Consider the following 24,935-nt stretch of genomic DNA (forward strand, 5'->3'; position numbering starts at 1 on the left):
TAGGGTGGATGACGCTGTGTTCATCCACCGCAAATAAGTGTTGCCGGCCTGGTGGATGCGAACAGCGGCATCCACCCTACGGCTGGCCCCCTCTCCACCTGGGAGAGGGCTGGGGAAACGCTATCAGTCGACCTTGGCGAGCATCTCGCCGACGACGTTGAACAGGGTGTCCAGTTGCTCGGGCTTGGTGTTGAAGGTCGGCCCGAACTGCAGGGTGTCGCCACCGAAGCGTACGTAGAAACCGGCTTCCCACAGCTTGATGCCGGCTTCGAACGGGCGGATCACCGCATCGCCGTCACGCGGGGCCAGTTGCAGGGCACCGGCCAGGCCGCAGTTGCGGATGTCGATGACGTGCTTGCTGCCTTTGAGGCCGTGCAGCTTCTCTTCGAACACCGGCGCCAGGGCTGCGGATTGCTCGATCAGGTTGTCTCGCTTGAGCAGTTCCAGGGTCGCCAGGCCGGCGGCGCAGGCTACCGGGTGGCCGGAGTAGGTGTAGCCGTGGCCGAACTCGACCATGTGCTCCGGAATCGCCTGCTGCATGAAGGTGTTGTAGATCTCGCTGGAGGCGATGACCGCGCCCAGGGGGATGGCACCGTTGGTGATCTGCTTGGCGGTGTTCATCAGGTCCGGGGTGACGCCGAAGTATTCGGCACCGGTCCATTTGCCCATGCGGCCGAAGGCGGTGATCACTTCGTCGAAGATCAGCAGGATGTTGTGCTGGGTGCAGATCTCACGCAGGCGCTGCAGGTAGCCGACTGGCGGCACCAGCACGCCGGCGGAACCGGACATCGGCTCGACGATCACGGCGGCGATGTTGGAGGCGTCGTGCAGTTCGATCAGCTTCAGCAGTTCGTTGGCCAGTTCCACGCCGCCGGTTTCAGCCATGCCCTTGGTGTAGGCCAGGTGCGGCTGCAGGGTGTGCGGCAGGTGGTCGGCGTCCATCATCTGGCCGAACATCTTGCGGTTGCCGCCGATGCCGCCAAGGCTGGTGCCGGCGATGTTGACGCCGTGGTAGCCACGGGCACGGCCGATGAATTTGGTTTTGCTCGGCTGGCCTTTCAGGCGCCAGTAGGCCTTGGCCATCTTCACCGAGGTGTCGGCGCATTCGGAGCCGGAGCCGGTGTAGAACACGTGGTCGAGGCCGGCCGGGGTCAGCTCGGTGATTTTCTCGGCCAGCTGGTAGGACAGCGGGTGGCCGTACTGGAAGCCCGGTGCGTAGTCCAGGGTGCCCAGCTGCTTGGCCACGGCTTCCTGGATTTCCTTGCGATTGTGCCCAGCACCACAGGTCCACAGGCCGGACAGGCTGTCGAAGATGCGGCGGCCCTTGTCGTCGATGAAGTAGTTGTCGTCGGCGCCAACGATGATGCGCGGGTCGCGCTTGAAGTTACGGTTGGCGGAAAACGGCATCCAATGCGCATCCAGCTTGAGCTGGCTGGCCAGGGACGGGGTAGTGGTCTGCGGCATGTTCATCGTAGGTCTCTCGCGAGGACGTGTTGTGTGCTTGTTGCAGCGCAAGGTGCCACGGGCATAAAGTCACTAAAACCCAACTCTTCTTATCTTCAGTTAAGTCAGAGCTAAACAATGAGCGTACGCCGTCCCGATCCCCTGGCCCAGGTCAGTGACTTTGAAATCCGCCTGCTGCGCCTGTTCCGCAGCGTGGTCGAGTGCGGTGGCTTCTCCGCCGCGGAAAGCGTGCTGGGTATCGGCCGCTCGGCGATCAGCCAGCAGATGAGCGATCTGGAGCAGCGCCTGGGCCTGCGCCTGTGTCAGCGCGGGCGTGCCGGCTTCGCCCTGACCGAGGAAGGCCGCGAGGTGTACCAGTCCGCCTTGCAGCTGTTCGGCGCGCTGGAGAGCTTTCGTAACGGGGTCAACGGCCTGCACCGCCAGCTGCGCGGCGAGCTGCATATCGGCCTCACCGACAACCTGGTGACCGTACCGCACATGCGCATCACCCACGCCCTGGCGCGGCTCAAGGAGCGCGGCCCGGATGTGCGCATCCAGATCCGCATGACCCCGCCGAGCGAGGTGGAACAGGGCGTGCTCGATGGCAGCCTGCACGTTGGCGTGGTGCCGCAGAGCCACCCACTGTCCGGCCTGGAGTACCAGCCGCTGTATGGCGAGCGCTCGCAGCTGTACTGCGCGGTGGGCCACCCGCTGTTCTATGTGGACGACGCGCAGCTCTCGGAAACCCGCTTGAATGCCCAGGAAGCGGTGGCACCGACCTTCCGCCTGCCGGCCGATATCCAGGCGCAGTACCAGGTGCTCAACTGCACCGCGAGCGCCTCGGACCGCGAAGGCATGGCCTTTCTGATCCTCACCGGGCGCTACATCGGCTACCTGGCCGACCACTACGCCCAGCAGTGGGTGCAACAGGGCCGCCTGCGTGTGCTGAAGCCGGCCAGTCGCTTCTATGACCTGACCCTGGCCTCGGTGACGCGCAAGGGCCGACGGCCGCAACTGGTGCTGGAGAGTTTTCTCGAAGCCCTGGCGGAAACCGGCAACTGACCTGATAAAGCTGGAACACCCGTACCACAAGGCTTTGCGCCCCATTGCGGGGCGTTTTTGGCGGGCCCGAAGCGGGGCAAAAAGACGGCTTTCTGACGCTTAATTGGCCATATTTTTTGCCAAGATGCCCTCTTCCTCGCAAAGGCACCTGTTTTTGACGCGCAAGGGTTGTGTCGCCAGGCGCCGTGGGGTATCAGTGCGCAAGCCACACCGCTCAACCAGTACGGAACCCTTCGATGCCTGCAACAACTCCCGCCGTTCCGAATACCAGCAAGCCCGCCGGGCGCATCCGCCAGAAGAACGAGAAGGCGATCATCGTCGCCGCCGAAGTCGAGTTCGCCCGTCACGGCTATAAAGGCACCAGCATGAACAGCATCGCCCAGGCGGTGGGGCTGCCCAAGGCCAACCTGCACTACTACTTCAATAACAAGCAGGGTCTGTACATCGCGGTGCTAAACAACATCCTCGACCAGTGGGACGACACCTTCAGCACGCTGACGGTGAACGACGACCCAGCCGAGGCGCTGAGCCGCTACATCCGCTCCAAGGTCGAGTTCTCGCGCACCCAGCCGCTGGCCTCGCGCATCTTCGCCATGGAAGTGATCAGCGGTGGCGAGTGCCTGACCGAGCACTTCAGCCAGGACTACCGCGACTGGTTCCGTGGCCGCGCAGCGGTGTTCCAGACCTGGATCGATGCCGGCAAGCTGGACCCGATCGACCCGGTGCACCTGATCTTCCTGCTGTGGGGCAGCACCCAGCATTACGCCGACTTCGCCAGCCAGATCTGCCGCCTGACCGGCAAGAACAGCCTCAAGCGCGCCGACTTCGACGAGGCCGCAGACAACCTCGAGCGCATCATTCTCAAGGGCTGTGGGCTGACGCCGCCGAAGCGCGGCTAACGCAACCGTAGGGTGGATCACGCTTTACCGATCCACCGAGCGGGGCCATTGGTGGATGAATAGAGCGTCATCCACCCTACCTAGCTACATAGACATCACGCCGCTGTAGGGCGGGTGCAATCCGCGATGAGTGCCACGCGGGTTGCACCCGCCCTACATGTTTATGCCCACGGCACCCGCGCCAGCAGCTCTGCGCAGCGCTGCTGGAGGAACTCACGCAACAGGTGCACCGGCTTGCTCAACTGATCGCGGTGGGCGCAGATCAGGTTGAGCGGAGTTGCCTCGCCCCGGTAGTCGGCCAGCGCCACCTGCAGGCGCCCAGCCTCGACATCGGCCGCCACGTCCAGCCAGGACTTGTACACCACGCCCTGCCCCGCCACGGCCCAGCGCCGTACCACGTCGGCGTCATCACTGACGCGGTCGCCACTCACCGTCAGCGCCTGACTCTCGCCACCACGCACGAAGCTCCAGCGGTCGTGCACGCGGCCACCGAGCATGTACAGCAGGCAGTTGTGCCCGCGCAGCTCCTCGGGCTGGCGCGGTTGCCCGTGGTGCGCGAAATACGCCGGTGCGGCGCACACCACGCGGCGGTTGCCCGCTGCCACCGGCAGGGCGACCAGGCTGGAGTCCTCCGGCTCGCCGTAGCGCAGGGCGATATCCACCGGCTGGCGGAACAGATCGGCGACGTGATCGCTGAGCAGCAGGCGCAGGCTGAGCTGCGGATGCGCCTGCTGGAACTGGTCGAGCCAGGGCAGCAGCACGTTGCGGCCGAAATCCGAGGGAGCGGCGATCTGCAACACGCCGCTGATCGCCGCCTTGCCACCGGCCAAGGCCTGGCGCCCGCTCTCCAGGCTGTGCAGGGCGCTGCGCGCATGGGCGAGGAACTGTTCGCCCTCCGGAGTCAAACGCAGGCTGCGGGTGGAGCGCAGGATCAGGCGCACTTGCAGTTGCTGCTCCAGTCGCTTGAGCCCGGCGCTGGCTACGGCTGGCGAGATATCCAGCTCGCGAGCGGCAGCGGAGAGGCTGCCCAGCTCGGCGGTACGGGTGAACAGGGTGAGGTCATCGAGGCGCAGCATGGCGTTCACTTTCAAAACTTTATTGAAAGAGACTCTATTCCCAGCCGGTTTTTCTTGCCAGCCAGATAGCTGAACATGCACCCACTGCCAAGCAACGGCTCGCCACCAGGCGACTAAGCTGGAGCATTCGACTTCCCCACCTGCCTCCTGCGTGGAGTACCGCATGAAAGCCATCGCCTATTACCAGAACCTGCCCATCGACCATGCCGAAGCCCTGCTCGACATCGAGCTGGACGCGCCGCAACCCGGCCCCCACGACCTGCTGGTGGAAGTGCGGGCGATCTCGGTCAACCCGGTGGATACCAAGATTCGCCGCAACGTCGCGCCGGTTGCCGGGCAGGCCAAGGTGCTCGGCTGGGACGTGGCCGGGGTGGTCAAGGCGGTAGGTGATGAGGTCAAGCAGTTCCGCCCAGGCGACCAGGTGTTCTACGCCGGCGCCCTCGACCGCCCCGGCGCCAACAGCGAACTGCATGTGGTCGACGAACGCCTGGTCGGGCGTATGCCCGGCTCACTGGATTTCGCCCGCGCCGCCGCCCTGCCACTGACCGCCATCACCGCCTGGGAGCTGCTGTTCGAGCGCCTGCAAATTCACGAAGGCAAGGGCGATGAGCAAGAGAGCCTGCTGATCGTCGGCGCGGCCGGCGGTGTGGGTTCGATCCTGGTGCAGCTGGCGCGCCAGCTCACCGGGTTGACGGTGATCGGCACCGCCTCGCGCCCGGAAACCCGCGCCTGGGTCGAGGAGCTCGGCGCCCATCACGTGCTCGACCACAGCCAGCCGCTGGCCGCGCAGCTCAAGGCCATCGGCATCGATAACGTCAGCCACGTGGCCAGCCTGACCCACACCGACCAGCACCTCGATCAACTGGTCGAAGCCCTGGCCCCGCAAGGCCGCCTGGCGCTGATCGACGACCCGGCCGAGCTCGACGTGGTCAAGCTCAAGCGCAAGAGCCTGTCGCTGCACTGGGAGTTCATGTACACCCGCTCGCTGTACCAGACCGCCGACATGATCGAGCAGCACCGCCTGCTCAACCGGGTCAGCCAACTGATCGACGACGGCGTGCTGAAAACCACCCTGGGCGAGCACTTCGGCCGTATCGATGCGAGCAACCTGCGGCGCGCCCATGCCCTGCTGGAAAGCGGCAAGGCGCGCGGCAAGATCGTCCTCGAAGGGTTCTGAGCCGCGGCGCCGCGTAGGGCGGGTGCAACCCGCGTGGGCCGAGGCGCAGGGTGCTGTAGGAGCGAGCCCTGCTCGCGAACCCAGTGACGCACACGCTTCGCGAGCAGAGCTCGCTCCTACAAGAGCAGGTCGTAAGCCCGCGTATGGCCCACGCGGGTTGCACCCGCCCTACCGATAAACGTTTCTGGTTATCTTGGTGGGCCGAGGTGAGCAGCGCGGTGCTGTAGGAGCGAGCTCTGCTCGCGAACCCAGCGACACAAGTGCTTCGCGAGCAGAGCTCGCTCCTACAAGAGCAGGTCGTAAGCGGGGGCAAGCCACGCGGGTTGCACCCGCCCTACCGATTGACTTGCGCATAACCGCTCGGCACCTGGCATGACAAAGTGCCAGCAGCACAAAACCCAACGGCTAGACTCAGCACTAGCCCGCTTCTCCTGCCGTGATGCGCGCCTATCTCCCGCAATTGCCAGGGGTTCAGGATGCGACCCACTCTCTCTCGGCCTATGCGGCTGGCCGGCCTCTATGTCGTCTTCAGCGCCGCCTGGCTAGTCCTCAGCAACCTGTTATTGCAGGCCCTGCCTCTCGAACCGGTAACCCTTGCCTGGCTGCAGGCCGGCACGCTCCTGCTCTTCGTCCTGGCCAGCAGCCTGCTGATCCTGGTCGTCAGCCGGCACAACCAGAAAACCCATTTGCAACTGCAAGGCGCCCTGCAGCAGCGTGCCGAGCAACTGCAGCAGACCCAGCGCGAAGCCGGCCTGGGCGACTGGGAGTACAGCGACCACTTCCACTGGTCCGCCGAAGCCCTGCGCCTGCTCAACCGCAGTGACAGCGACGCCACCAGCAGCATCGACGACCTGCTCAGCTGGTTCTACCCCGCCGACCGCAGCGCCGTGCAGCGCGCCCTGCAGGCACTGCTGGAGGAAGGCGCGCCGCTGCTGGTCAATGCCCGCCTCAATCGCCCCGCCAATGAACCGCTGCTATGGCTGACCCTGCGCGGCGAAAGCGGCGGTCCCGGTCTGGCCAAGGGCACCCTGCAGAACATCAGCCTGCAGAAGCGCGACGAACAGGCCCTGCGCGAGAGCGAGCAGCGTTTCCGCCAGCTGTTCGAGCAGACCCCGCGCATCGCCGTGCAGGGTTACGACCGCGACCGCCGGGTGATCTTCTGGAACCAGGCCAGCGTGCAGCTCTACGGCTTCAGCGTGGCCGAGGCCATGGGCAAGCGCCTGGAGGAGCTGATCGTGCCGCCGCCCCTACGCGCCCAGGTCGCCTCGGCGATCAACATGTGGATGATCGGCGGCCCGGCGATCCCCGCCGCCGAGCTGGTGCTGCAGCACCGCGACGGCCACGACGTCCACGTCTATTCCAGCCACCTGATCCTGCATAACGCCCGCAACCAGATGGAGATGTACTGCGTCGACATCGACCTCGGCGAACAGAAGAAGACCCACACCGAGCTGGAGGCCAGCGAGGCCCGCTACCGCGAACTGGTCGAGCAGCTGCATGAGGCGATCTTCCTCACCGACAGCAGCGGGCGCCTGACCTTCCTCAACCCGACCTGGCAGACCCTGACCGGCTACAGCATCAGCGAAAGCCTTGGCCGGCCGCTGCTGGACTTCATCGACGAGAGCCAGCAGAGCGAAGTCGGCCAGCAGATTTCGCGCATCCTCGCCCACCACAGCAGCAGCTGGCAGGGTGAGAGCCGCCTGCGCGAGGCCGACGGCCAGCGCCACTGGGTATCGCTGCGCCTGGCGGCCGGCGCGCAGTACGGTCTGGGACTGCGCGGCAGCCTCAGCGACATCCATGAGCGGCGCCAGACCCAGGCCCTGCAGGAAGCACGCAACGCGGTTCTGGACAGCATGTTGGCGCAGCAGCCGCTGGGCAAAATCTTCGAAGACATGGCCCTGCGCCTGGAGCGCATCAACCCGGAGATGCTCATCTCCATCATGCTGTTCGAACACGGCCACCTGCAGCTGGTGGCCGCTCCGAGCCTGCCCGAGGAGTACAACAACGCGCTGGATGGCATAGCCGCCGCGCCACAGCTCGGCAGCTGCGGGCATGCCGCCGCCACCGGCGAGTTGACCATTACCGAAGACCTGCAGCGCCACCCCAACTGGAGCGACTTCCGCGAACTGACAGCACAGGCCGGGCTGCGTGCCTGCTGGTCGTTGCCGTTCATCAATGAGCAGGGCGAGGTGCTGGGCACTTTCGGCATCTACTACCGGCGCGTCACCCATCCGGCGGCGGACGATATTGCCCTGGTCACCGAGTTCACCCGCCTCGCCGTGCTCGCCGTGCAGCAAGCCAGGCAAGACGCCGAGCGCCTGCAAAGCGAACAGCGCTTTCGCGCCACCTTTGAACAGGCCGCCGTGGGCATCGCCCACTTGTCGCCAGACGGGCGCTGGCTGCGAGTCAACCAGAAGCTCTGCCAGATGTACGGCTACAGCCTGGAGGACATGCTCGGCATGACCTTCCAGCAGCTCACCCACCCCGATGATCTGGCGAAGGACATGCAGCAGGTGGAGCGCCTGCTCAGCGGCGCGATCAGCAGCTACAGCATGGAAAAACGCTACCTGCGCTGTGACGGCAGCCTGCTCTGGGCCACCCTCAGCGTGACCCTGGTACGCCAGGCCAACAACACGCCCAGCTACTTCATCTCGGTGGTCGAGGACATCAGCCTGCGCAAACAGCATGAGCAGGCCCTGCACCAGGCCTCGACGGTGTTCGACAACACTCAGGAGGCCATCGTCATCATCGACGCCAACCGCCGCATCATCACCTGTAACCCCGCCTTCACCGGCATCACCGGGCTGAGCCAGGAGCAGGCGGTCGGCCACCGCCTGCCGCTGCTGTCGGGCAAGAGTCTGGAGCGGGCGCGCTACCGTTCGCTGTGGCGCAAGGTGCGCGAGGACGGCCACTGGCAGGGCGAGCTGAACAGCCGCCGCGGTGACGGCTCGACCTTCCCCTTCTGGCTAACCGTCAGCCGGGTGCGCGAAGGCGATCCGCAGCAGCCACAGTTCGTGCTGACCTTTACCGATCTCAGCCAGTACCGTGATAGCCAGGAGCGCCTGGCGCACCTGGTGCACTTCGACCCGCTCACCGACCTGCCCAACCGCCTGTATGCCGGCGAGCGTCTGACCCACGCGCTGGAGCATGCCCAGCGCCACAGCGAACGGGTCGCGGTGCTGATCTTCGACCTCGACCATTTCAAGACCATCAACGAAGGCCTTGGCCACAAGGTCGGCGACGAACTGCTGATTGCCGTCGCCCGGCGCCTGCAACAGCGCCTGCGCAACGAAGACACCCTGGCGCGGCTGAGCAGCGACGAGTTCCTTGTGGTGCTGGAGAACCTGCAGCGCCCGGAAGAGGCCGCCAGCATCGCGCGCACCCTGCTCGACCTGCTGGAACGTCCCCTGCCGCTGGGCAACGGCCGCGAAGCCTACCTGAGCGCCAGCATCGGCATCAGCCTGTACCCGGACGATGGCCTGAGCGCTGACGAATTGCTGCGCAACGCCGATGCCGCGCTGCACCAGGCCAAGCAGGAGGGCCGTAACACCTTCCGCTTCTACACCCAGGGCCTGACCCACCAGGCCAATACCCGCCTGACCCTGGAAGGCCAGCTGCGCCAGGCGCTCAAGCGCAACGAGTTCGTGCTGCACTACCAACCGCTGATCGACAGTGCCAGTGGCCGCGCCACGGGGGTCGAGGCGCTGCTGCGCTGGAACAGCGAGCAGGGCATGATCTCACCCACGCAATTCATTCCGCTGGCCGAAGACACCGGCCTGATCGTGCCCATCGGCACCTGGGTACTACGCGAAGCCTGCCGGCAAATGCAGTTCTGGCGGCGCCAGGGCCTGCAACTGGACACCCTGGCGGTCAACCTGTCGCCCCGCCAGTTCCGCCAGGCCGACCTGCTCCAGCAGGTTCGCGATGCACTGCTCGACAGCGGCCTGCCGGCCACCTGCCTGGAGCTGGAAATCACCGAAGGGGCGTTGATGGACAATGTCGAGCAGGCCTGTGAAACCCTGCTCGCCCTCAAGGGCCTGGGCCTGAAACTGGCGATCGACGACTTCGGCACCGGCTACTCGTCGCTGGCGTACCTGCGGCGCTTCCCGCTGGACAAGCTGAAGGTCGACCAGAGCTTCATGCACGGCGTGCCGGACGATCAGGCCAATCTGGAGATAGTCGCCACCATCATCGGCCTGGCGCGCAACCTGAAACTGCGCGTGCTGGCCGAAGGCGTGGAAACCGAGGGTCAGCTGCAGGCCTTGCGCCAGCTGGGCTGCGACGCCTGCCAGGGCTACCTGTTCAGCAAGCCGCTGAGCGCCATCCAACTGATCCACTGGCTGCGCAGCGACCATCAGTCAGTCGGTTGACCCAGATCAGTAGAATGCAAACGCCGAGGACTACACTGGAACCTCTCAGACCGACAGGAGGCCCCCGATGAAGATCATTGTCCGCACGGTAATGACACCCCAAGGCAGCCGTTGGCAGGTCTGCCTGGATCGCCACGGCGTCACCTTTCGCAGCGAGGCCGAGGCCAAGCAGTTCGTTCGCACCCTGGAGAACCGCCTGCAGGCGCCCCACGCGCTGCCCAGGCAGCCAGAGTCGGTCGCCAGCTGATGCTGGGTTTCGCCGCTGCGCGCCTCTACCCAGCCTACGGACTGCTTTTGTAGGAGCGAGCTCTGCTCGCGAAGCTCTTGCGTAGTCGGGTTCGCGAGCAGAGCTCGCTCCTACAGTGCTCCGCTACGCACCTCAACCCGAGCCTCGATCGGTAGGGCGGGTGAAACCCGTGGCCCGACCCACGCGGGTTGCACCCGCCCTACGGCCTGTCTTTGCAGGAGCGAGCGGCTGGCCTAGAACTCCAGCGACGACTTGCGCGCATGGCGCGCGCTGAAGAAACCCAGGACCACGGTGAGCACCGCGCAGCAGACGATGACCAGCGCCATCGGCCGCACGGTGCCATCGTGCAGCGCCCCCACCAGCGCCGAAGCCCCGGCCGCCACGGTGAACTGCACCGAGCCCATCAGCGCCGAAGCAGTACCGGCATGGGCTCCCTGCCCGGCCATCGCACAGGCGCTGGCATTCGGCAGAATGCACGACAGGCTGGCAATGCAGATGAACAACGGCACCAGCAACGGCCACAGGCTCTGCGGCTGGGCCAGGGACACGGCGAACAACGCTGCCGCCGAGGCCAGGAACACCCATACCGTGCGCTTCAGCCAGTAGCCCGGGCCGTGCAGGCGCAGCAGCCAGCCATTGAGCTGGGCAGTGAAGATGAACCCCGCCGCGTTGGCGCCGAACAGCCAGCCGTACTGCTGCGGCGTGATGCCATACAACTCAATGAAGACGAAAGGCGAGCCGGCGATATAGGCAAACATGCCAGCCATCGCCACGCCGCTGGTCAGGCCGTAGCCCATCAGCAAGCGATCACCGAGCAACCTCACATAGCGCGACAGCGCACTGCTCAATGGCGGGTGCGTGGCAGCCGGGGCTAGGGTTTCCGGCAGCCACAACAGCACGGCCAGCAGGCACAGGCCGCTGAACAGCATCAGTGCATAGAACACCGACTGCCAGCCGAACAGGTCCAGCAGCACGCCGCCGCCCATGGGCGCGAGGATCGGCGCCACGCCCATCACCAGCATCAGTTTGGAAAACGCCTTGGCCGATTGCAGCGGGTCGCACATGTCACGCACCACGGCACGGGAGATGACCATCCCGGCGCAGCCGCCGAGGGCCTGCACGAAGCGCGCGATGATCAGCCACTCCAGGCTCTGCGCCAGGGCGCAGGCCAGTGAGGCCAGGGTGAACAGCACCACGCCGACCAGCAGCGGGCGGCGCCGGCCGAAGCGATCGGCCATCGGCCCATAGACCAATTGCCCCAGGGCGATACCGACGAAATAAGACGCCAGCGACAGCTGGATATGCTCCACATCCGTGGCGAAGTGCTTGGCCAGAGTGGGGAAAGTCGGCAGATAGAAGTCGATGGCCATCGGGCCAAAGGCGCTGAGCCAACCCAGAATCAGCAGAATGCGTAATTTCATCAGTTACCTGGAACAACCTTGCGCAAGCAGGACGTGGAAAAGACAGCGCCCGCCGGGTGGCGGGCGCTCTCGGTAGCAGCCATCACTCGGTGTGCGGCTGCGCGGTTTTCTTCTTGCCGACCTTGGCCGCCAACGACTCGACCAGCAGGTAGAACATCGGAATCACGAAGGTGGCCAGCAGCGTTGCCGCGAGCATGCCACCGATCACCCCGGTACCGATCGAGTGGCGGCTGGCAGAACCGGCACCGGTGCTGATGGCCAGCGGTACGCAGCCGAGGATGAAGGCCAGCGAGGTCATCACGATCGGCCGGAAACGCAGCTTGGCGGCCTCGTAGGCCGAGTCGAAGATGCTCTTGCCCTCGGCGCGCAACATCACCGCGAACTCGACGATGAGGATGGCGTTCTTCGCCGCCAGGCCGATCAGGGTGATCAGGCCGACCTGGAAGTACACGTCGTTCTGGATACCCCGCAGCCACACCGCGAGGATCGCCCCGAACACCGCGAACGGCACCGCAGTCACCACCGCGATGGGCAACGTCCAGCGCTCGTACTGGGCGGCGAGGATCAGGAACACCATGATCAGACCGAAGACGAAGGCAATGCTGCCTGAGCCCTGGGTGGCCAGTTCCTGATAGGCCGAGCCGATCCAGCCGAGGGTGTAGTCCTTGCCCAGCACTTCGTCGGCGACTTCCTGCATGGCCTGCAGGGCCTGCCCCGAGCTGTAACCCGGCGCCGGGCCACCCAGCACCTTGGCCGACGGGTAGACGTTGAAGCGCGCGTAGGTGTCCGGACCGAGGATGCGCTGCACCTTGATCAGGCTGGTCAGCGGCACCAGGTCATTGGTGGTGCTGGAGCGCACGTAGACCTGCGACAGGTCCTCCGGCTTGCGGCGGAACTCCGACTCCGACTGCAGGCTGACCTGCCAGGTACGGCCATAGAGGGTGAAGTCGTTGACGTAGTAGCTGCCGAAAGTCGATTGCATCGCGGTGAACACATCGCTGATCGACACCCCCAGGGCGCGCGCCTTGGTGCGGTCGAGGTCGATGTAGTACTGCGGTACATCGGCGCTGAAGGTGCTCTGCACCCCACCTAGCTCTGGCCGCTTGGCCGCTGCAGCCGTGAAGGCTTTGACCTTCTCGGCCATCTGCTGAACGCTGCCGCCGCTGCGGTCCTGGATGTAACCCTCGAAGCCGCCGGTGGTGCTCATGCCGGTGATCGGTGGCGGGTTGAAGGACATCACCACACCGTCCTTCTCGCTGACGCCCATGCCCATGAACTCGTGGGTCAGGTTGCGTGCGTCCAGCTCTGGCGTGGTGCGCTCGGACCAGTCTTTCAGCGGCACGAACGACACCCCGACGTTGGTGCGGTTGCCCAGGGTCAGCACGTCGAAACCGGCGAAGGTCACCACGTCCTTGACCGCCGGGTGCTTCATCATCTGCTGGGTGAAATCGCTGGTCAGCGCATCGGTGCGGTTGACCGAGGAGGCCGGCGGCAGGAAGTAGGCGTTGATCACATAGCCCTGGTCCTCGTCCGGCACCAGCGAGCCGGGTACCCGACCGAACAGCACGACGATCAGCGCGATCATCCCGCCGAACAGCATCAGGCCAAGCAGCGAGCGTTTGAGGAAGAACGCTACCCCGGCACTGTAGCCGGCCGTCATCTTGTCGAAGAAGCGGTTGAACACGCGGAACGGCGCCGCCGGTTCACTGTGCCCCGGTTTGAGCAGCAGCGCGCAGAGGGCTGGCGACAGGGTCAGGGCGACGATGCCGGAGATCACCACCGACACCGCAATGGTGATCGCAAACTGTTTGTACATCTCCCCGGCCAGGCCACCGAGGAAGCCCACCGGCACGAACACCGCGCAGAGCACCAGGACGATGGCAATGATCGGCCCGGTCACCTCCTCCATGGCCTTGATCGCGGCCTCGCGCGGGCCGAGCTTCTCGGTCTTCATCACCCGCTCGACGTTCTCGATCACCACGATGGCGTCGTCCACCACGATGCCGATGGCCAGTACCAGGCCGAACAGGGTCAGCAGGTTGATCGAAAAACCCAGGGCATACATGCCGGCGAAGGTGCCAATCAGCGACACGGGAATCGCCAACACCGGAATCAGCGTGGCACGCCAGTTCTGCAGGAAGATGAATACCACCAGCACCACCAGCACCAGCGCTTCGAAGAAGGTGTGGATCACCTCCTCGATGGAGACCTGGACGAACTTGGTGGTGTCGTAGGGGATCTTGTAGGTGATGCCCTCGGGGAAGCGCTCGGACAGCCGCTTCATGGTGCTCTGCACCGCCTCGGCGGTGTCCAGGGCATTGGCGCCCGGTTGCAGGTAGATACCGAAAGCGGCGTTCTGCTGGCCGTTGAGCGAGGTGATCAGCGAGTAGTCCTGGGCACCCAGTTCGATCCGCGCAACATCCTTGAGCAACAGGCTGGCACCGGTTTCATCCGAGCGCAGAATCACGCTCTCGAATTCCTTGGGGTCCTTGAAGCGGCCCTGGGTGGTGACCGTGTAGGTAAAGTCCTGGGGCGTCTGCAACGGCTGCTGGCCAAAGCTGCCGGCAGCGAACTGCGAGTTCTGCTCGCGAATGGCATTGACCACGTCGGTGGGCGTCAGGTTGTACTGCGCCAGCTTGTCCGGGCGCAGCCAGATGCGCATCGAGTAGTCCTTGGAACCGAACTGGCTGACGGCACCGACGCCGGGCAGGCGCTTGAGCTCATCGATGATGTTGATCAGCGCGTAGTTGGAGATGAACACCGGGTCCTTGGAGTTATCCGGCGAATACAGGGTCACCACCTGGAGAATGTCGGACGACTTCTTCTCCACCTTGACGCCCTGGCGGCGCACTTCTTCCGGCAGCTTGGCCAGCGCGGCCTGCACCCGGTTGTTGACGTCGATGGTGGCTTGGTCGGGGTCGCGGCCCACCTGGAAGTACACCGACAGGCTCATGCTGCCGCTGCTGGCCGAGTTGGACAGCTGGTAAATCATGCCTTCCACGCCGTTGATCTGCTGCTCCAGCGGCGCGGCCACGGTTTCCGCGATGACCTGGGCGCTGGCGCCCGGGTAGCTGGCGGTGACCGAGACCTGCGGCGGCAGAATCTGCGGATACTGGGCAATCGGCAACGAGCGCATGGCGGCCAGGCCGCCGAGCACGATGACGATGGAGATGACCGCGGCGAACACCGGCCGGTCGATGAAGAATTTAGAAATCACGGGCCGCGCTCCTTACTGCTGTGCTGCGGGAGCGGCCTTTTCGACCACCTTGACCGGCGTGTTCGGCCTGACCTTGGGCAACCCCTCGACGATCACCCGATCACCGGCGGCGATCCCCGACTCAACCACCCAGCGCCCAAGGGCGGTGTGCGCGGTGGTCACCGGGCGGATGCGGGCCATGTTCTGCTCATCCACCACGTAGACGAAGGTGCCGTTCGGCCCCTGGGAAATCGCGCGCTCGGGCACGGTGATGGCGTTGGGCTTGTTGATGCCGGTGACCAGCACGCGCACGAACTGCCCCGGCAGCAGGCTCTGATCCGGGTTGGGCACTACCGCACGGGCGCTGACGGTGCCGGTGGCACGGTCGATCAGGCTGTCGGTGAAGTCCACCTTGCCTTCTTGCTTGTAGGTGGTGCCGTCGCCGAACTTGATCTGCACGCTCATCTGCTGGCCGCCGTGGCGCACCAGGCTACCGTCGCGCAGGCCCTGGCGCACTTGCGACACCTCACGGTCCGGGGCGGCGAAGTTGACGTAGATCGGATCGAGCTGGGTAATGTTGGTCAGCAGGCTGGCGCTGGGATCGCCGGCGACCATCAGGCTGCCCTCGGACACCGTTTCCTTGCTGGTGACACCGGATATCGGCGCTTCCACCGTGGTGTAGTCGAGGTCGATCTGCTTGGCCTGCACCTCGGCCTTGGCCGCCTCGATGTTGGCCTTGCTCTGTTCGAAGTTGGAGATCGCGTTGTCCAGTTCGCTCTCGCTGGCGAAGCCCTTCTTCTGCAGCTCGCGGATACGCTTGAGGTCACGCTCAGTCTGCCGGTAGCGCGCCTGTTCCTGCGCCAGGGAGCCCTTGGCCCGCGCCAAGGCGGCCTGGTAGGGACGCGGATCGATACGGAACAACACCTGCCCCTGCTTGACCGCACTGCCCTCGCGGTAGGTTCGCTCCTGCAGGATGCCACTGACCTGGGCGCGCACTTCCACCTCGCGGAAGCCAGCAGTGCGGGCGGCGTACTCGAACGTCAGTGGCAAGGACTCGACCTTGGCCAGCTCGACTTCAACGGCCGGCGGCGGTGGCGCCGCCGCGCCAGCGGGCTCTGCAGCCTGTGCCGCAGTCACGAACAGAATGCCCAGAGCCGCAGCCCCAAACGAAAAAGGAAGGTGGCGAGGTGGCATTCAGTCTTCTCCGTGACGTCTAGATCGGGCAATTACCCGTAAAGGAGCCATGCTAGTGACATACATTCACGCGTGTAAACCAGACAACGGCATTAAAAACATTACACTGCGTTCCCCAGAACAAGAGCCTAGCCGCAAACACGACCCTCGCCATGCGCAGAACCAAAGAACAAGCCGAGCTGACCCGCATCGCCATCCTCGCCGCCGCCGAGCGCTTATTCCTGGACAAAGGCGTGGCGCACAGCTCGCTGGAACAGATCGCCCGTGATGCCGGCGTGACCCGCGGCGCGGTGTACTGGCACTTCGAGAACAAGGCGCACCTGTTCAACGACATGCTCAACCAGGTGCGCCTGCCGCCGGAACAGATGTCCATGCGCTTGTCCGGCTGCGATGGCGTCGACCCGCTGCTGTCGTTGCGCGAACTGTCCATCGAGGCCATCGAGAACCTCGGCCGGGATGAGCAGAAGCGGCGCATTTTCACCATCCTGCTGCACCGCTGCGAGTTCACCGATGAACTGCGCGAGGCGGAGATTCGCCACAACGCCTTCATTAATAAGTTCATCGACCTGGTGGAGACCCTGTTCGCCCGCGACGACTGCCGCCCGCGCCTGCAGCCGGGCGTGACGCCGCGCCTGGCGGCCCGCGCGCTGCATGCGCAGATCATCGGCCTGTTCACCGACTGGACGCGCGACCCCACGCTGTTCGATCCGCTGCGCGACACCGCCGGCTTGATCGACGCCCTGTTGCGCGGCCTGCTGCGGGACTGGAATCCGCCTGCATAGCACCCGCGAAATCACGTGCAGGGTGACGCTGCACCCTCCCCGCCGACAGCCCTTCTGGATCAGGCCGATTCGGCGGCGTATCCCTGATCGCGAATCGCCGCCAGTAACTGCTCCAGGCTCAGGCGACTGCTGACACGCACTTCCCGCGCCGCCAGATCGACCTGCACCTCGGCCGCCGGATCACCGGCCTGCAACGCCCCGGTGATGGCCCGGACGCAATGACCACAGGACATACCGGTCACTTTCAGAATATGCATGGTGGGTTCCTCATGGATGGCTCTGGATGCAGCTTCCGGCTTGCCATCGTGACAAGGTCAAGGCTCACGACTTGTCGTCAGCGCCGCGCTGGCCCAAGCTCATGGCGAACCCTGCGGAGTTGCCCCATGCGCGTGTTACCTCTCCTCTTCGCTCTGCTGTGCCTGCCCGCCCTGGCCGATGAAACCCCGGCCGACAGTCCGCCACCGGCCAGCGAACCCTCGGCGAGCATTCCTTCGGCGCCCACGCCCATGGCTGTGCCCTTGGCGCCGCTGACCCTGCCGGCGCCCATCGACTACGGCATTCTGGTGATCTCCCGCGAACGCCTGGAAGTGTCCACCGCCTGCGATATCGGCCTGTACCTGCAGGGCAACCTCACCGCCCGCCTGTACCAGGGCCAGTCGATCACCCTCAACCTGCCGCCCGGCGACGTGCTGGTCCGCCTCGGCCTGCTCGGCGGCGGCCATTGCCAGCCGCAGTTCGAGCAATTGCGCAGCCAGACCCTGCAACTCAGCGCCGGACAGGTACACAAGTACCGCATCGCCATGAGCCAGAGCGGCCTGTACCTGACACCAGCCCCGCAGAACTACTGAGAGCCTCTGCGACAAGCCGTCACTTGACCTTGACCTCATGGAAAGGTTGATCCTATGGGTGAATCCACGGAGGTTTCGCCCATGTCCGCCCTGCAGACGTTTGACCTTCCCATCCACGGCATGACCTGCGCCGGTTGCGCCGGCCGCGTCGAGCGCGCGCTGAGCCAGGTGCCCGGCGTGCAACAAAGCAGCGTCAACCTGACCAGCGAACAGGCCCGTGTCGTCGCCCCCGCCGCACAGCTGGACGCCTTGATCGGCGCAGTGGCCAAGGCCGGCTACGACGTACCGCTGCAACGTGTTGAACTGGCCATCGACGGCATGACCTGCGCCAGCTGTGCCGGCCGCGTCGAGCGCGCCCTGGCAACACTACCCGGCGTACGCAGCGCCAGCGTCAACCTGGCCAGCGAGCGAGCCAGCGTCGAGATCATCCAGGGCCTACCGACCGAGCAACTGATCGCCAGCGTCGACGCCGCCGGCTACCAGGCCCGCCTGCTCACCGACGCACCGACGCAGGACCCACGCCACGCACTGCGCCGCGAACGCCTGCGCGTGCTGCTCACCCTGTTGCTGGCCGCGCCCCTGGTGCTGCCGATGTTCGCCGACTGGCTCGGCCTGCACTGGATGCTGCCAGCCTGGGTGCAATTTGCCCTGGCCACCCCGGTGCAATTCATCCTCGGCGCGCGCTTCTACGTGGCCGCCTGGAAAGCCCTGCGCGCCGGCAGCGCCAACATGGACCTGCTGGTCGCGCTCGGCACCAGCGCCGGCTATGGCCTCAGTCTGTACCTGTGGGCGACTGCCGGGCACCACGCCCCGCACCTCTACTTCGAAGCCTCGGCCGTGGTGATCGCCCTGGTTCTGCTCGGCAAATACCTGGAGAGCCGCGCCAAGCGCCAGACCAGCGCCGCCATTCGCGCCCTCGAAGCCTTGCGCCCGGAGCGCGCCACGCGCTTGCGTGATGGCCGCGAAGAAGACGTCGCGATCAGCGCACTGCAACTCGACGACTTGCTGGTGGTACGCCCCGGCGAGCGCTTCCCCGCCGATGGCGTGGTCACCGATGGCCAGAGCCAGGCCGACGAAGCGCTGATCAGCGGCGAAAGCCTGCCTGTCGCCAAGACCCTGGGTGATGCCGTTACCGGTGGTGCGATCAATGGCGACGGTCGCCTGGTCATCCGCACCACCGCCCTCGGCGGCGAAAGCGTACTGGCGCGGATCATCCGCCTGGTGGAAGACGCCCAGGCCGCCAAGGCGCCGATCCAGAAACTGGTGGACCGGGTCAGCGCCGTGTTCGTCCCCGTGGTGCTGCTGATCGCCCTGTTCACCCTGGCTGGCTGGTTGTGGATGGGCGCGGGCGTCGAAACCGCATTGATCAATGCCGTGGCGGTGCTGGTGATCGCCTGCCCCTGCGCCCTCGGCCTGGCAACCCCGGCGGCGATCATGGCCGGCACCGGCGTGGCCGCGCGCCACGGCATCCTGATCAAAGACGCCGAAGCGCTGGAGCTGGCCCACCGGGTCAGCGTGGTGGCGTTCGACAAGACCGGCACGCTCACCTCCGGGCAGCCGCGCATCGTCCATCTGCAAGCGGTCGGCGAGGAAAGCCAGCTGCTCCGCCTGGCCGGCGCCCTGCAGCAAGGCAGTGAACATCCACTGGCGCGCGCGGTGCTGCAGGCCTGCAACGAACGCCAGTTAGTGCTGCCGCCGGTCAGCGCCAGCCAGGCCCTCAGTGGCCGCGGCATCCAGGGCGAGGTCGACGGGCGCCATCTGGCCCTGGGCAACGAGCGGCTGCGCAACGAACTGCAGTTGCCCAGTGCCGAGCTCGGCGCGCTGGCCAGTAACTGGGAAGCCGAAGGCCGCACCCTGTCGTGGTTGCTGGAACTGGCGCCACAGCCACGCGTGCTCGGCCTGCTGGCCTTCGGTGACAGCCTGAAACCCGGTGCAGCCGACACCATCCGCGCCTTGCGCGACCAACACATCAGCAGCCACCTGATCAGCGGCGACAACGCCGGCAGCGCCAATGCCGTGGGCCGCGCCCTAGGCATCGACGACGTGCATGCCCAGGTGTTGCCGGCGGACAAGGCCGCGCACATCGCCGCGTTGAAACAGGGCGGTGCGGTGGTGGCAATGGTCGGCGATGGCATCAACGACGCCCCCGCCCTGGCCGCCGCCGATGTCGGCATCGCCATGGGCGGCGGCACCGATGTGGCCATGCATGCCGCCGGGATCACCCTGATGCGCGGCGACCCGCGCCTGGTGCCGGCCGCACTGGATATCAGCCGGCGTACCTGGCGCAAGATCCAGCAGAACCTGTTCTGGGCCTTCGTCTACAACCTGATCGGCATCCCGCTGGCCGCCTTCGGCCTGCTCAATCCCATGGTGGCGGGCGCCGCCATGGCCCTCTCGAGCGTCAGCGTGGTGAGCAACGCCCTGCTGCTCAACACTTGGAAACCGCGCGATACGGAGCAACAACCATGAACATCGGCCAAGCTGCCAAACAGTCCGGCCTCAGCGCCAAGATGATCCGCTACTACGAATCCATCGGCCTGCTGCAACCCGCCGGACGCAGCGACAGCGGCTACCGCCTGTATGGCGCGCAAGACCTGCACGTGCTGGCCTTCATCAAGCGCTCGCGTGACCTTGGCTTCTCCCTGGAGGAGGTAGGCAAGCTGCTGGCCTTGTGGCAAGACCGTGACCGCGCCAGCGCCGACGTCAAAGCCCTGGCCCAGGCGCATATCAGCGAGCTGAACCGCAAGATCGAAGAACTCAGCAGCCTGCGCGACACCCTGACCGACCTGGTGCAGCACTGCCAAGGCGATCACCGACCCGACTGCCCGATTCTCAAGGGGCTGGAGACGGGTTGCTGCGGCGCCACTGCATAAGTTGCGACCTTGAAATAGGTACGAGTAACGACCGCTGATTTTCACTCCTGCACAAAGCACAACGCCGGCGCAGAGCCGGCGTTGTGCTTTGTGCAGTGAGCGAGGGCAGACAGCTGCCATCGCTCACGGTTTTGCCTTAGAAGCGGTACTTCGCGGAAGCGGTCAGGCTACGCGGTGCGCCGTAGGTCATCGCGCCGTAGGCATCGAAGATGTCGAAGTACTTCTCGTCGGTCACGTTGTTGGCGTTCAGTTGACCCGAGAGGTTCTCGGTGAACTCGTAGCGCGCCATCAGGTTGACCAGGGCGTAAGCGTCCTGCTCGATCTTCTCGGGGTTGCCCGCCGGGTTGGTAGCGTAGGTGTAGATGCTGTCCTGCCAGTTGACGCCGCCGCCAATGACCAGCTTGTTGAGCACGCCAGGCAGACGATAAGTGGTGAAGGTACGCAGCAGCTTGGTCGGGTACAGGGTGTTCACGTCGTTATCATCAGCATCTTCGGCGGTGAACTGGGTGTAACCCACCGAGGCATTCCAGTTGTTGGCCAGCTCGCCGGATACTTCCAGCTCGAAGCCTTCACTGGTTGCGCCTTCGCTGGCCTCATAGGCATAGCCGCCCATGGGGTTGGAAGGGTCGATCAGCACGCCAGTGCTCTGGCCCAGATTGTCCTGCTTGATCTGGAAGACGGCAGCAGAGGCATTCAAGCGACCATCGTAGAACTCGCCTTTGAGGCCGATCTCATTGCTTTCGCCAACGATCGGGTCCAGCTGCTGCCCACTGCTATCGCGAACCGATTGCGGCAGGAAGATTTCCGTGTAGCTGGCATAGGCCGAGATGTTTTCGGTGAGGTCGTAGACGAGGCCCGCATACGGCGTCACTTCGTTATCGACATCGGTCTTGCTGACTTCGGAGTAGATGTCATCACTGGTCTTCTCGTACCAGCTTTCCCGCGCGCCCAGGATCACCTTCAGGTCGTCGGTCACGTTCAGGCGGGTAGCCGCGTACAGCCCCTTCTGCCGTGTTTCGCTGTAACCGTAGTCACTGCGTGGCCCCCAGATCGGCTCGGGGAAGTCACCGTTGTAGCTATCGAAGTTGGCCACACCACCAAAGCCGGTTTGCGCATCGAGCGAGTCAGCGTCGAACTCCTGTTTGCTGTCGACGTAACCGAAAGCCAGATCGTGTTCACGGCCCAGCAGCGAGAACGGGCCATCGACACGAATGCTGTAGTCGTCCTGGGTGGTCTCGGTTTTATAGGTCGCCGGGAACGAGTACATGCCGCTGCTACCGTTCCGGCCCGGGTTACCGGAGAGGTACAGCAGCGAGGAGTCGCCGTTACGCTCGCCACGGTTGTAGCTCAGGTTCAGCTTCCAATCGTTGGCGAAGGTGTGGTCGAGGTTGACGAAGTAGGTCTCGTAAGTGGTGTCCCACTTGCTCCAATCAGCCGACGTGGATTTGGAACGGCTCCAGTCAGTGCGGCTGCCATCGGCGTACCAGACTGGCAAGCCACCCCACATGGGCGAGTCAGAGTTGGTTTCCTGGCGGCTCAAACCGAACCACAGCGTGGTGTCTTCGGTCAGGTCGATGTCCATGGTGCCATAGAGGGTTTCACGCTGGGTCGAGTTCATGTCGATCCAGCTGTCGCCTTCGTTGGTCTCGCCAACCAGACGGGCGCGAACAGTGCCGGCCTCGTTCAGCGCCGTGGAGATATCAGCCTCGGTGCCGTAGGTGTCCCAGGTGCCAGCACTGAGTTCCACCGAGCCTTTCAGCTCACGGCTGTTGGCGCGCTTGCGCACCATGTTGATGGAGGCGGAAGGATCGCCAGCGCCGGTCATCAGGCCGTTGGCGCCACGGACGACTTCAACGCGGTCATACATGGCCAGGCTGCTGAAGATCTCGCCCGAGCTCCATGGCTGCTCATAGATAGTCGGTACGCCGTCGATCATCAGCGAGTTGAGCTCGAAACCACGGGCGTTGATCTGGCCCCGGCTGGTTTCGTAGCGGTTCATCGAGATACCGGTGGTGTTATTGACCACGTCGGTAATGGTCTGCAGGTCCTGGTCCTGCATGCGCTGCTGGGTAACCACGGTGACCGACTGCGGGGTTTCGCGCAGGGACATTTTCAGCGGTGTGGCAGTGCGCGCAGAACCCGTGGTGTAGGACTGGGTGTCCTCGGTGACGTCGCCAAGCTGGCTGTCGGCGGTACTGGAAATAGCCGTGGCGTCGAGGGTAATGGCGCTACCAGCTTCAGTCTTCTGCGCCTCTTCAGCGTGCACCGATGGCGCAGCGAAGGCGATACCGGCGGCCAGCATGTGCACAGCCAGGGCCAGCGGACGAAGAGCAACGGATGAGTGCGTCACAACAGCGTCTTGTTGACGCAGGGTAACCAGAAGGGACATGAAGGTGCTTCCAGATAATTATAGTGTTGGCGAGAATCATTATCATAAGCTATTAACTTCCCAAGTGGAATAATTGTGCAAGCCTGTGGATTCTGCTAAACGCCGACACACCCCGCATAACGCCAGGCCTGAAATGAAAAAAGGGAGCCGAAGCTCCCTTTTCATAGCAGTGGCGATTACGCCTGCGACTGCAGGTAATTCTCCAGCCCCACGCGATCGATCAGGCCGAGCTGCTGTTCCAGCCAGTAGGCGTGGTCTTCTTCGGTGTCCTTGAGCTGCAGGGCGAGGATGTCGCGACTCATGTAGTCCTTGTGCTTCTCACACAGGGTGATGCCTTTGCTCAGCGCCTCACGTACTTCGTATTCCAGCTTGAGGTCGGCACGCAGCATCTCGGGCACGGTGGTGCCGGGGACGATGGTCTTGGGGGTCATGTCCGGAGTCGCTTCGAGGAACAGGATGCGCTTGAGCAGGGCATCGGCGTGTTCGGTTTCTTCCTCCATCTCGTGATTGAGACGCACGTAGAGTTTGTCGAATCCCCAGTCTTGGTACATCCGCGAATGCAGAAAGTACTGGTCGCGCGCGGCGAGTTCGCCACGCAGCAGGTCCTTGAGGTATTCGATGACTTCGGCCTGGCCTTGCATGTTCGGATGTCCCGGAAAAAGCGGATTAAGTGCCAAGCTTCGACCCTGATCGAGCAATGGTCAAGCCTGTAAATGTCGCACCTGGCGGAGCGATTCGCATTCCGCCAAAGCCGCATGGCAGCTAGGCTGCAGGGCTTTTCGCCAACCCTGGAAAAGACCGCGGCATGACGGTGATGGCCAGGCCGCCAAACACCAGTCCACAGGCCAGCCAACCAAGCATGGTCAACGACTCGCCGAGCAGCAGCCAACCGGCCAGCAGACCGGAAACCGGCACCGCCAGTGCGAAGGGCGTGACCAGGCTGGCCGGATAACGGCGCAGCAAAAAACTCCAGATGGCGAAGCCGACTGTGGTGGCGAGGAAGGCGATATAGAGCAACGCGCCCACGCCGCGCCAGCTCAGGTGCGAGAGCGCCGTGGTAATCGCCTGTGGGCCTTCGAACAGATACGACAAACCCAGCAGTGGCAACGGCGGCACCAGGCTCACCCAGCAGATCAGCCGCAGCATGTCGCTGGCCCCGGAGCGTTTGGTCGCGATATTGGCGCAAGCCCAGGCCAGCGCAGCGATGATCACCAGAGCGAAAGCCAGCAGGCTGTCACCCAGCGGTCGTTGCAGGCCGATCAGCACCAAGCCACCGGCGGCCAGGGCCAGCCCGGCCAATGCGCGGCGACTGGGACGCTCGCCCAGCACCAGCGCGGCAATCAACACGGTGAAGAACACCTGACTCTGCAGCACCAGCGAGGAAAGCCCGGCCGGCATGCCCAGGTGCATGCCGACAAACAGCAGGCCGAACTTGATCACCCCGAGCAGCACGCCGATCTGCACGATGCGCCACCAGGGCGCCGGCAACGGGCCGCGCAGAATTAGCAGCGGCAATGCCGCCAGGGCGAAGCGCAGGGCGCAGAACAGCAATGGCGGGAAATCCTCCAGGCCAACCTTGATCACCACGAAGTTGACGCCCCAGATCAGGGTGACCAGCAGGGCGAGCAGAATGTGCGGCAAGGGCATGGCGAGGGCTCCTGGAAAACTCCGCGCACACTAGCAGTTGGCGTGCGCGGCGCATGGATACAGTTGCCGAGTAACAGTCCGGAATACGGAGTTGCTCTCACGCTTGAGGGCACGTGCGGGACGCATCAGCTGAGCCAAGTTCGGACACAGACTTATCCAGCCCGCACGCCGCCCCCTCACCCTGCCCTTGTTGTGGTCAACGAGAACTGGACACTGGTTTAGGTTTATCCGGCCAGTGATTCGGTTTCCGCTGGCGTTCTGTATCCGTTGTAGCTGTGTGGTCGTTGATGGTTGTAGTAATCCGTCAGGTA

18 protein-coding genes are annotated in these 24,935 nt (G+C 64.6%); 9 read left to right on the forward strand and 9 right to left on the reverse strand.

The window, feature by feature from the left end; translation table 11 throughout:
- Positions 1–123: 123 nt before the first annotated feature.
- The gene (locus H3H51_RS20755; protein WP_183090993.1) at positions 124–1,470 is read right to left on the reverse strand and encodes an aspartate aminotransferase family protein; all 1,347 of its coding nucleotides are present in this window, start codon (positions 1,468–1,470) and stop codon (positions 124–126) included.
- Between the two features lie 111 nt (positions 1,471–1,581).
- Here H3H51_RS20755 and H3H51_RS20760 point away from each other — a divergent pair, with 111 nt between their 5' ends.
- Both H3H51_RS20760 and H3H51_RS20765 read left to right on the forward strand, forming a co-directional pair.
- Positions 1,582–2,505 carry a LysR family transcriptional regulator gene (locus H3H51_RS20760; protein WP_183090994.1) on the forward strand — a complete coding sequence of 308 codons (924 nt, stop codon included), beginning with the start codon at positions 1,582–1,584 and terminating at the stop codon, positions 2,503–2,505.
- 236 nt (positions 2,506–2,741) lie between these two features.
- Positions 2,742–3,404 (forward strand): TetR/AcrR family transcriptional regulator, encoded by a 663-nt coding sequence (locus tag H3H51_RS20765; protein WP_183090995.1) that lies wholly within the window; start codon positions 2,742–2,744, stop codon positions 3,402–3,404.
- Between the two features lie 161 nt (positions 3,405–3,565).
- Here H3H51_RS20765 and H3H51_RS20770 read toward each other — a convergent pair whose 3' ends face one another.
- On the reverse strand, positions 3,566–4,480 hold the full coding sequence (locus tag H3H51_RS20770; RefSeq protein ID WP_183090996.1) for a LysR family transcriptional regulator: 915 nt from the start codon (positions 4,478–4,480) through the stop codon (positions 3,566–3,568).
- Positions 4,481–4,643: 163 nt separating this feature from the next.
- Here H3H51_RS20770 and H3H51_RS20775 point away from each other — a divergent pair, with 163 nt between their 5' ends.
- The 3 genes from H3H51_RS20775 (at position 4,644) to H3H51_RS20785 (ending at position 10,274) form a co-directional block, all read left to right on the forward strand.
- Positions 4,644–5,657, forward strand: a complete 1,014-nt coding sequence (locus H3H51_RS20775) for a zinc-binding alcohol dehydrogenase family protein (RefSeq protein WP_183090997.1) — start codon at positions 4,644–4,646, stop codon at positions 5,655–5,657.
- A gap of 476 nt (positions 5,658–6,133) precedes the next feature.
- Complete coding sequence (locus H3H51_RS20780) at positions 6,134–10,027, forward strand: PAS domain S-box protein (protein WP_183090998.1); 3,894 nt, start codon at positions 6,134–6,136, stop codon at positions 10,025–10,027.
- Positions 10,028–10,094: 67 nt separating this feature from the next.
- Entirely contained in the window at positions 10,095–10,274 is a 180-nt protein-coding gene (locus H3H51_RS20785; RefSeq protein ID WP_183090999.1) for a hypothetical protein, read from the forward strand.
- Positions 10,275–10,507: 233 nt separating this feature from the next.
- On the opposite strand, the gene H3H51_RS20790 is transcribed toward H3H51_RS20785, so the two are convergent.
- The 3 genes from H3H51_RS20790 to H3H51_RS20800 all read right to left on the reverse strand — a co-directional run bounded on the left by H3H51_RS20790 (position 10,508) and on the right by H3H51_RS20800 (position 16,085).
- A complete protein-coding gene (locus tag H3H51_RS20790) occupies positions 10,508–11,695 on the reverse strand; it encodes a Bcr/CflA family multidrug efflux MFS transporter (RefSeq protein ID WP_183091000.1) in 1,188 nt (395 codons plus the stop codon).
- 82 nt (positions 11,696–11,777) lie between these two features.
- Positions 11,778–14,912 carry an efflux RND transporter permease subunit gene (locus H3H51_RS20795; RefSeq protein WP_328803695.1) on the reverse strand — a complete coding sequence of 1,045 codons (3,135 nt, stop codon included), beginning with the start codon at positions 14,910–14,912 and terminating at the stop codon, positions 11,778–11,780.
- A gap of 12 nt (positions 14,913–14,924) precedes the next feature.
- The gene (locus H3H51_RS20800; protein ID WP_183091001.1) at positions 14,925–16,085 is read right to left on the reverse strand and encodes an efflux RND transporter periplasmic adaptor subunit; all 1,161 of its coding nucleotides are present in this window, start codon (positions 16,083–16,085) and stop codon (positions 14,925–14,927) included.
- Between the two features lie 152 nt (positions 16,086–16,237).
- Here H3H51_RS20800 and H3H51_RS20805 point away from each other — a divergent pair, with 152 nt between their 5' ends.
- Entirely contained in the window at positions 16,238–16,867 is a 630-nt protein-coding gene (locus H3H51_RS20805) for a TetR family transcriptional regulator (protein ID WP_183091002.1), read from the forward strand.
- A 59-nt stretch (positions 16,868–16,926) separates the two neighbouring features.
- Here H3H51_RS20805 and H3H51_RS20810 read toward each other — a convergent pair whose 3' ends face one another.
- Positions 16,927–17,124, reverse strand: a complete 198-nt coding sequence (locus tag H3H51_RS20810) for a cation transporter (RefSeq protein WP_183091003.1) — start codon at positions 17,122–17,124, stop codon at positions 16,927–16,929.
- Between the two features lie 126 nt (positions 17,125–17,250).
- Here H3H51_RS20810 and H3H51_RS20815 point away from each other — a divergent pair, with 126 nt between their 5' ends.
- The 3 genes from H3H51_RS20815 (at position 17,251) to cueR (ending at position 20,588) form a co-directional block, all read left to right on the forward strand.
- Positions 17,251–17,715 (forward strand): hypothetical protein, encoded by a 465-nt coding sequence (locus H3H51_RS20815; RefSeq protein WP_235981443.1) that lies wholly within the window; start codon positions 17,251–17,253, stop codon positions 17,713–17,715.
- An 81-nt stretch (positions 17,716–17,796) separates the two neighbouring features.
- Positions 17,797–20,184, forward strand: coding sequence for a heavy metal translocating P-type ATPase (locus tag H3H51_RS20820; RefSeq protein WP_183091004.1), 2,388 nt, complete (start codon positions 17,797–17,799; stop codon positions 20,182–20,184).
- Positions 20,181–20,588: a Cu(I)-responsive transcriptional regulator gene (gene cueR, locus H3H51_RS20825; protein WP_183091005.1), complete on the forward strand. Its 408-nt coding sequence runs from the start codon at positions 20,181–20,183 to the stop codon at positions 20,586–20,588. Before H3H51_RS20820 ends, cueR begins: the two co-directional genes overlap by 4 nt.
- A gap of 136 nt (positions 20,589–20,724) precedes the next feature.
- Here cueR and H3H51_RS20830 read toward each other — a convergent pair whose 3' ends face one another.
- The 3 genes from H3H51_RS20830 to H3H51_RS20840 form a co-directional block, all read right to left on the reverse strand.
- On the reverse strand, positions 20,725–22,977 hold the full coding sequence (locus tag H3H51_RS20830) for a TonB-dependent siderophore receptor (RefSeq protein ID WP_183091006.1): 2,253 nt from the start codon (positions 22,975–22,977) through the stop codon (positions 20,725–20,727).
- Positions 22,978–23,153: 176 nt separating this feature from the next.
- Positions 23,154–23,618 carry a bacterioferritin gene (gene bfr / locus H3H51_RS20835; RefSeq protein WP_183091007.1) on the reverse strand — a complete coding sequence of 155 codons (465 nt, stop codon included), beginning with the start codon at positions 23,616–23,618 and terminating at the stop codon, positions 23,154–23,156.
- Between the two features lie 121 nt (positions 23,619–23,739).
- The gene (locus tag H3H51_RS20840) at positions 23,740–24,624 is read right to left on the reverse strand and encodes an EamA family transporter (RefSeq protein ID WP_183091008.1); all 885 of its coding nucleotides are present in this window, start codon (positions 24,622–24,624) and stop codon (positions 23,740–23,742) included.
- Positions 24,625–24,935: the final 311 nt, after the last annotated feature.

Origin of the sequence: Aquipseudomonas ullengensis (genome assembly GCF_014174475.1) — a bacterium.
Taxonomy (GTDB): domain Bacteria; phylum Pseudomonadota; class Gammaproteobacteria; order Pseudomonadales; family Pseudomonadaceae; genus Aquipseudomonas; species Aquipseudomonas ullengensis.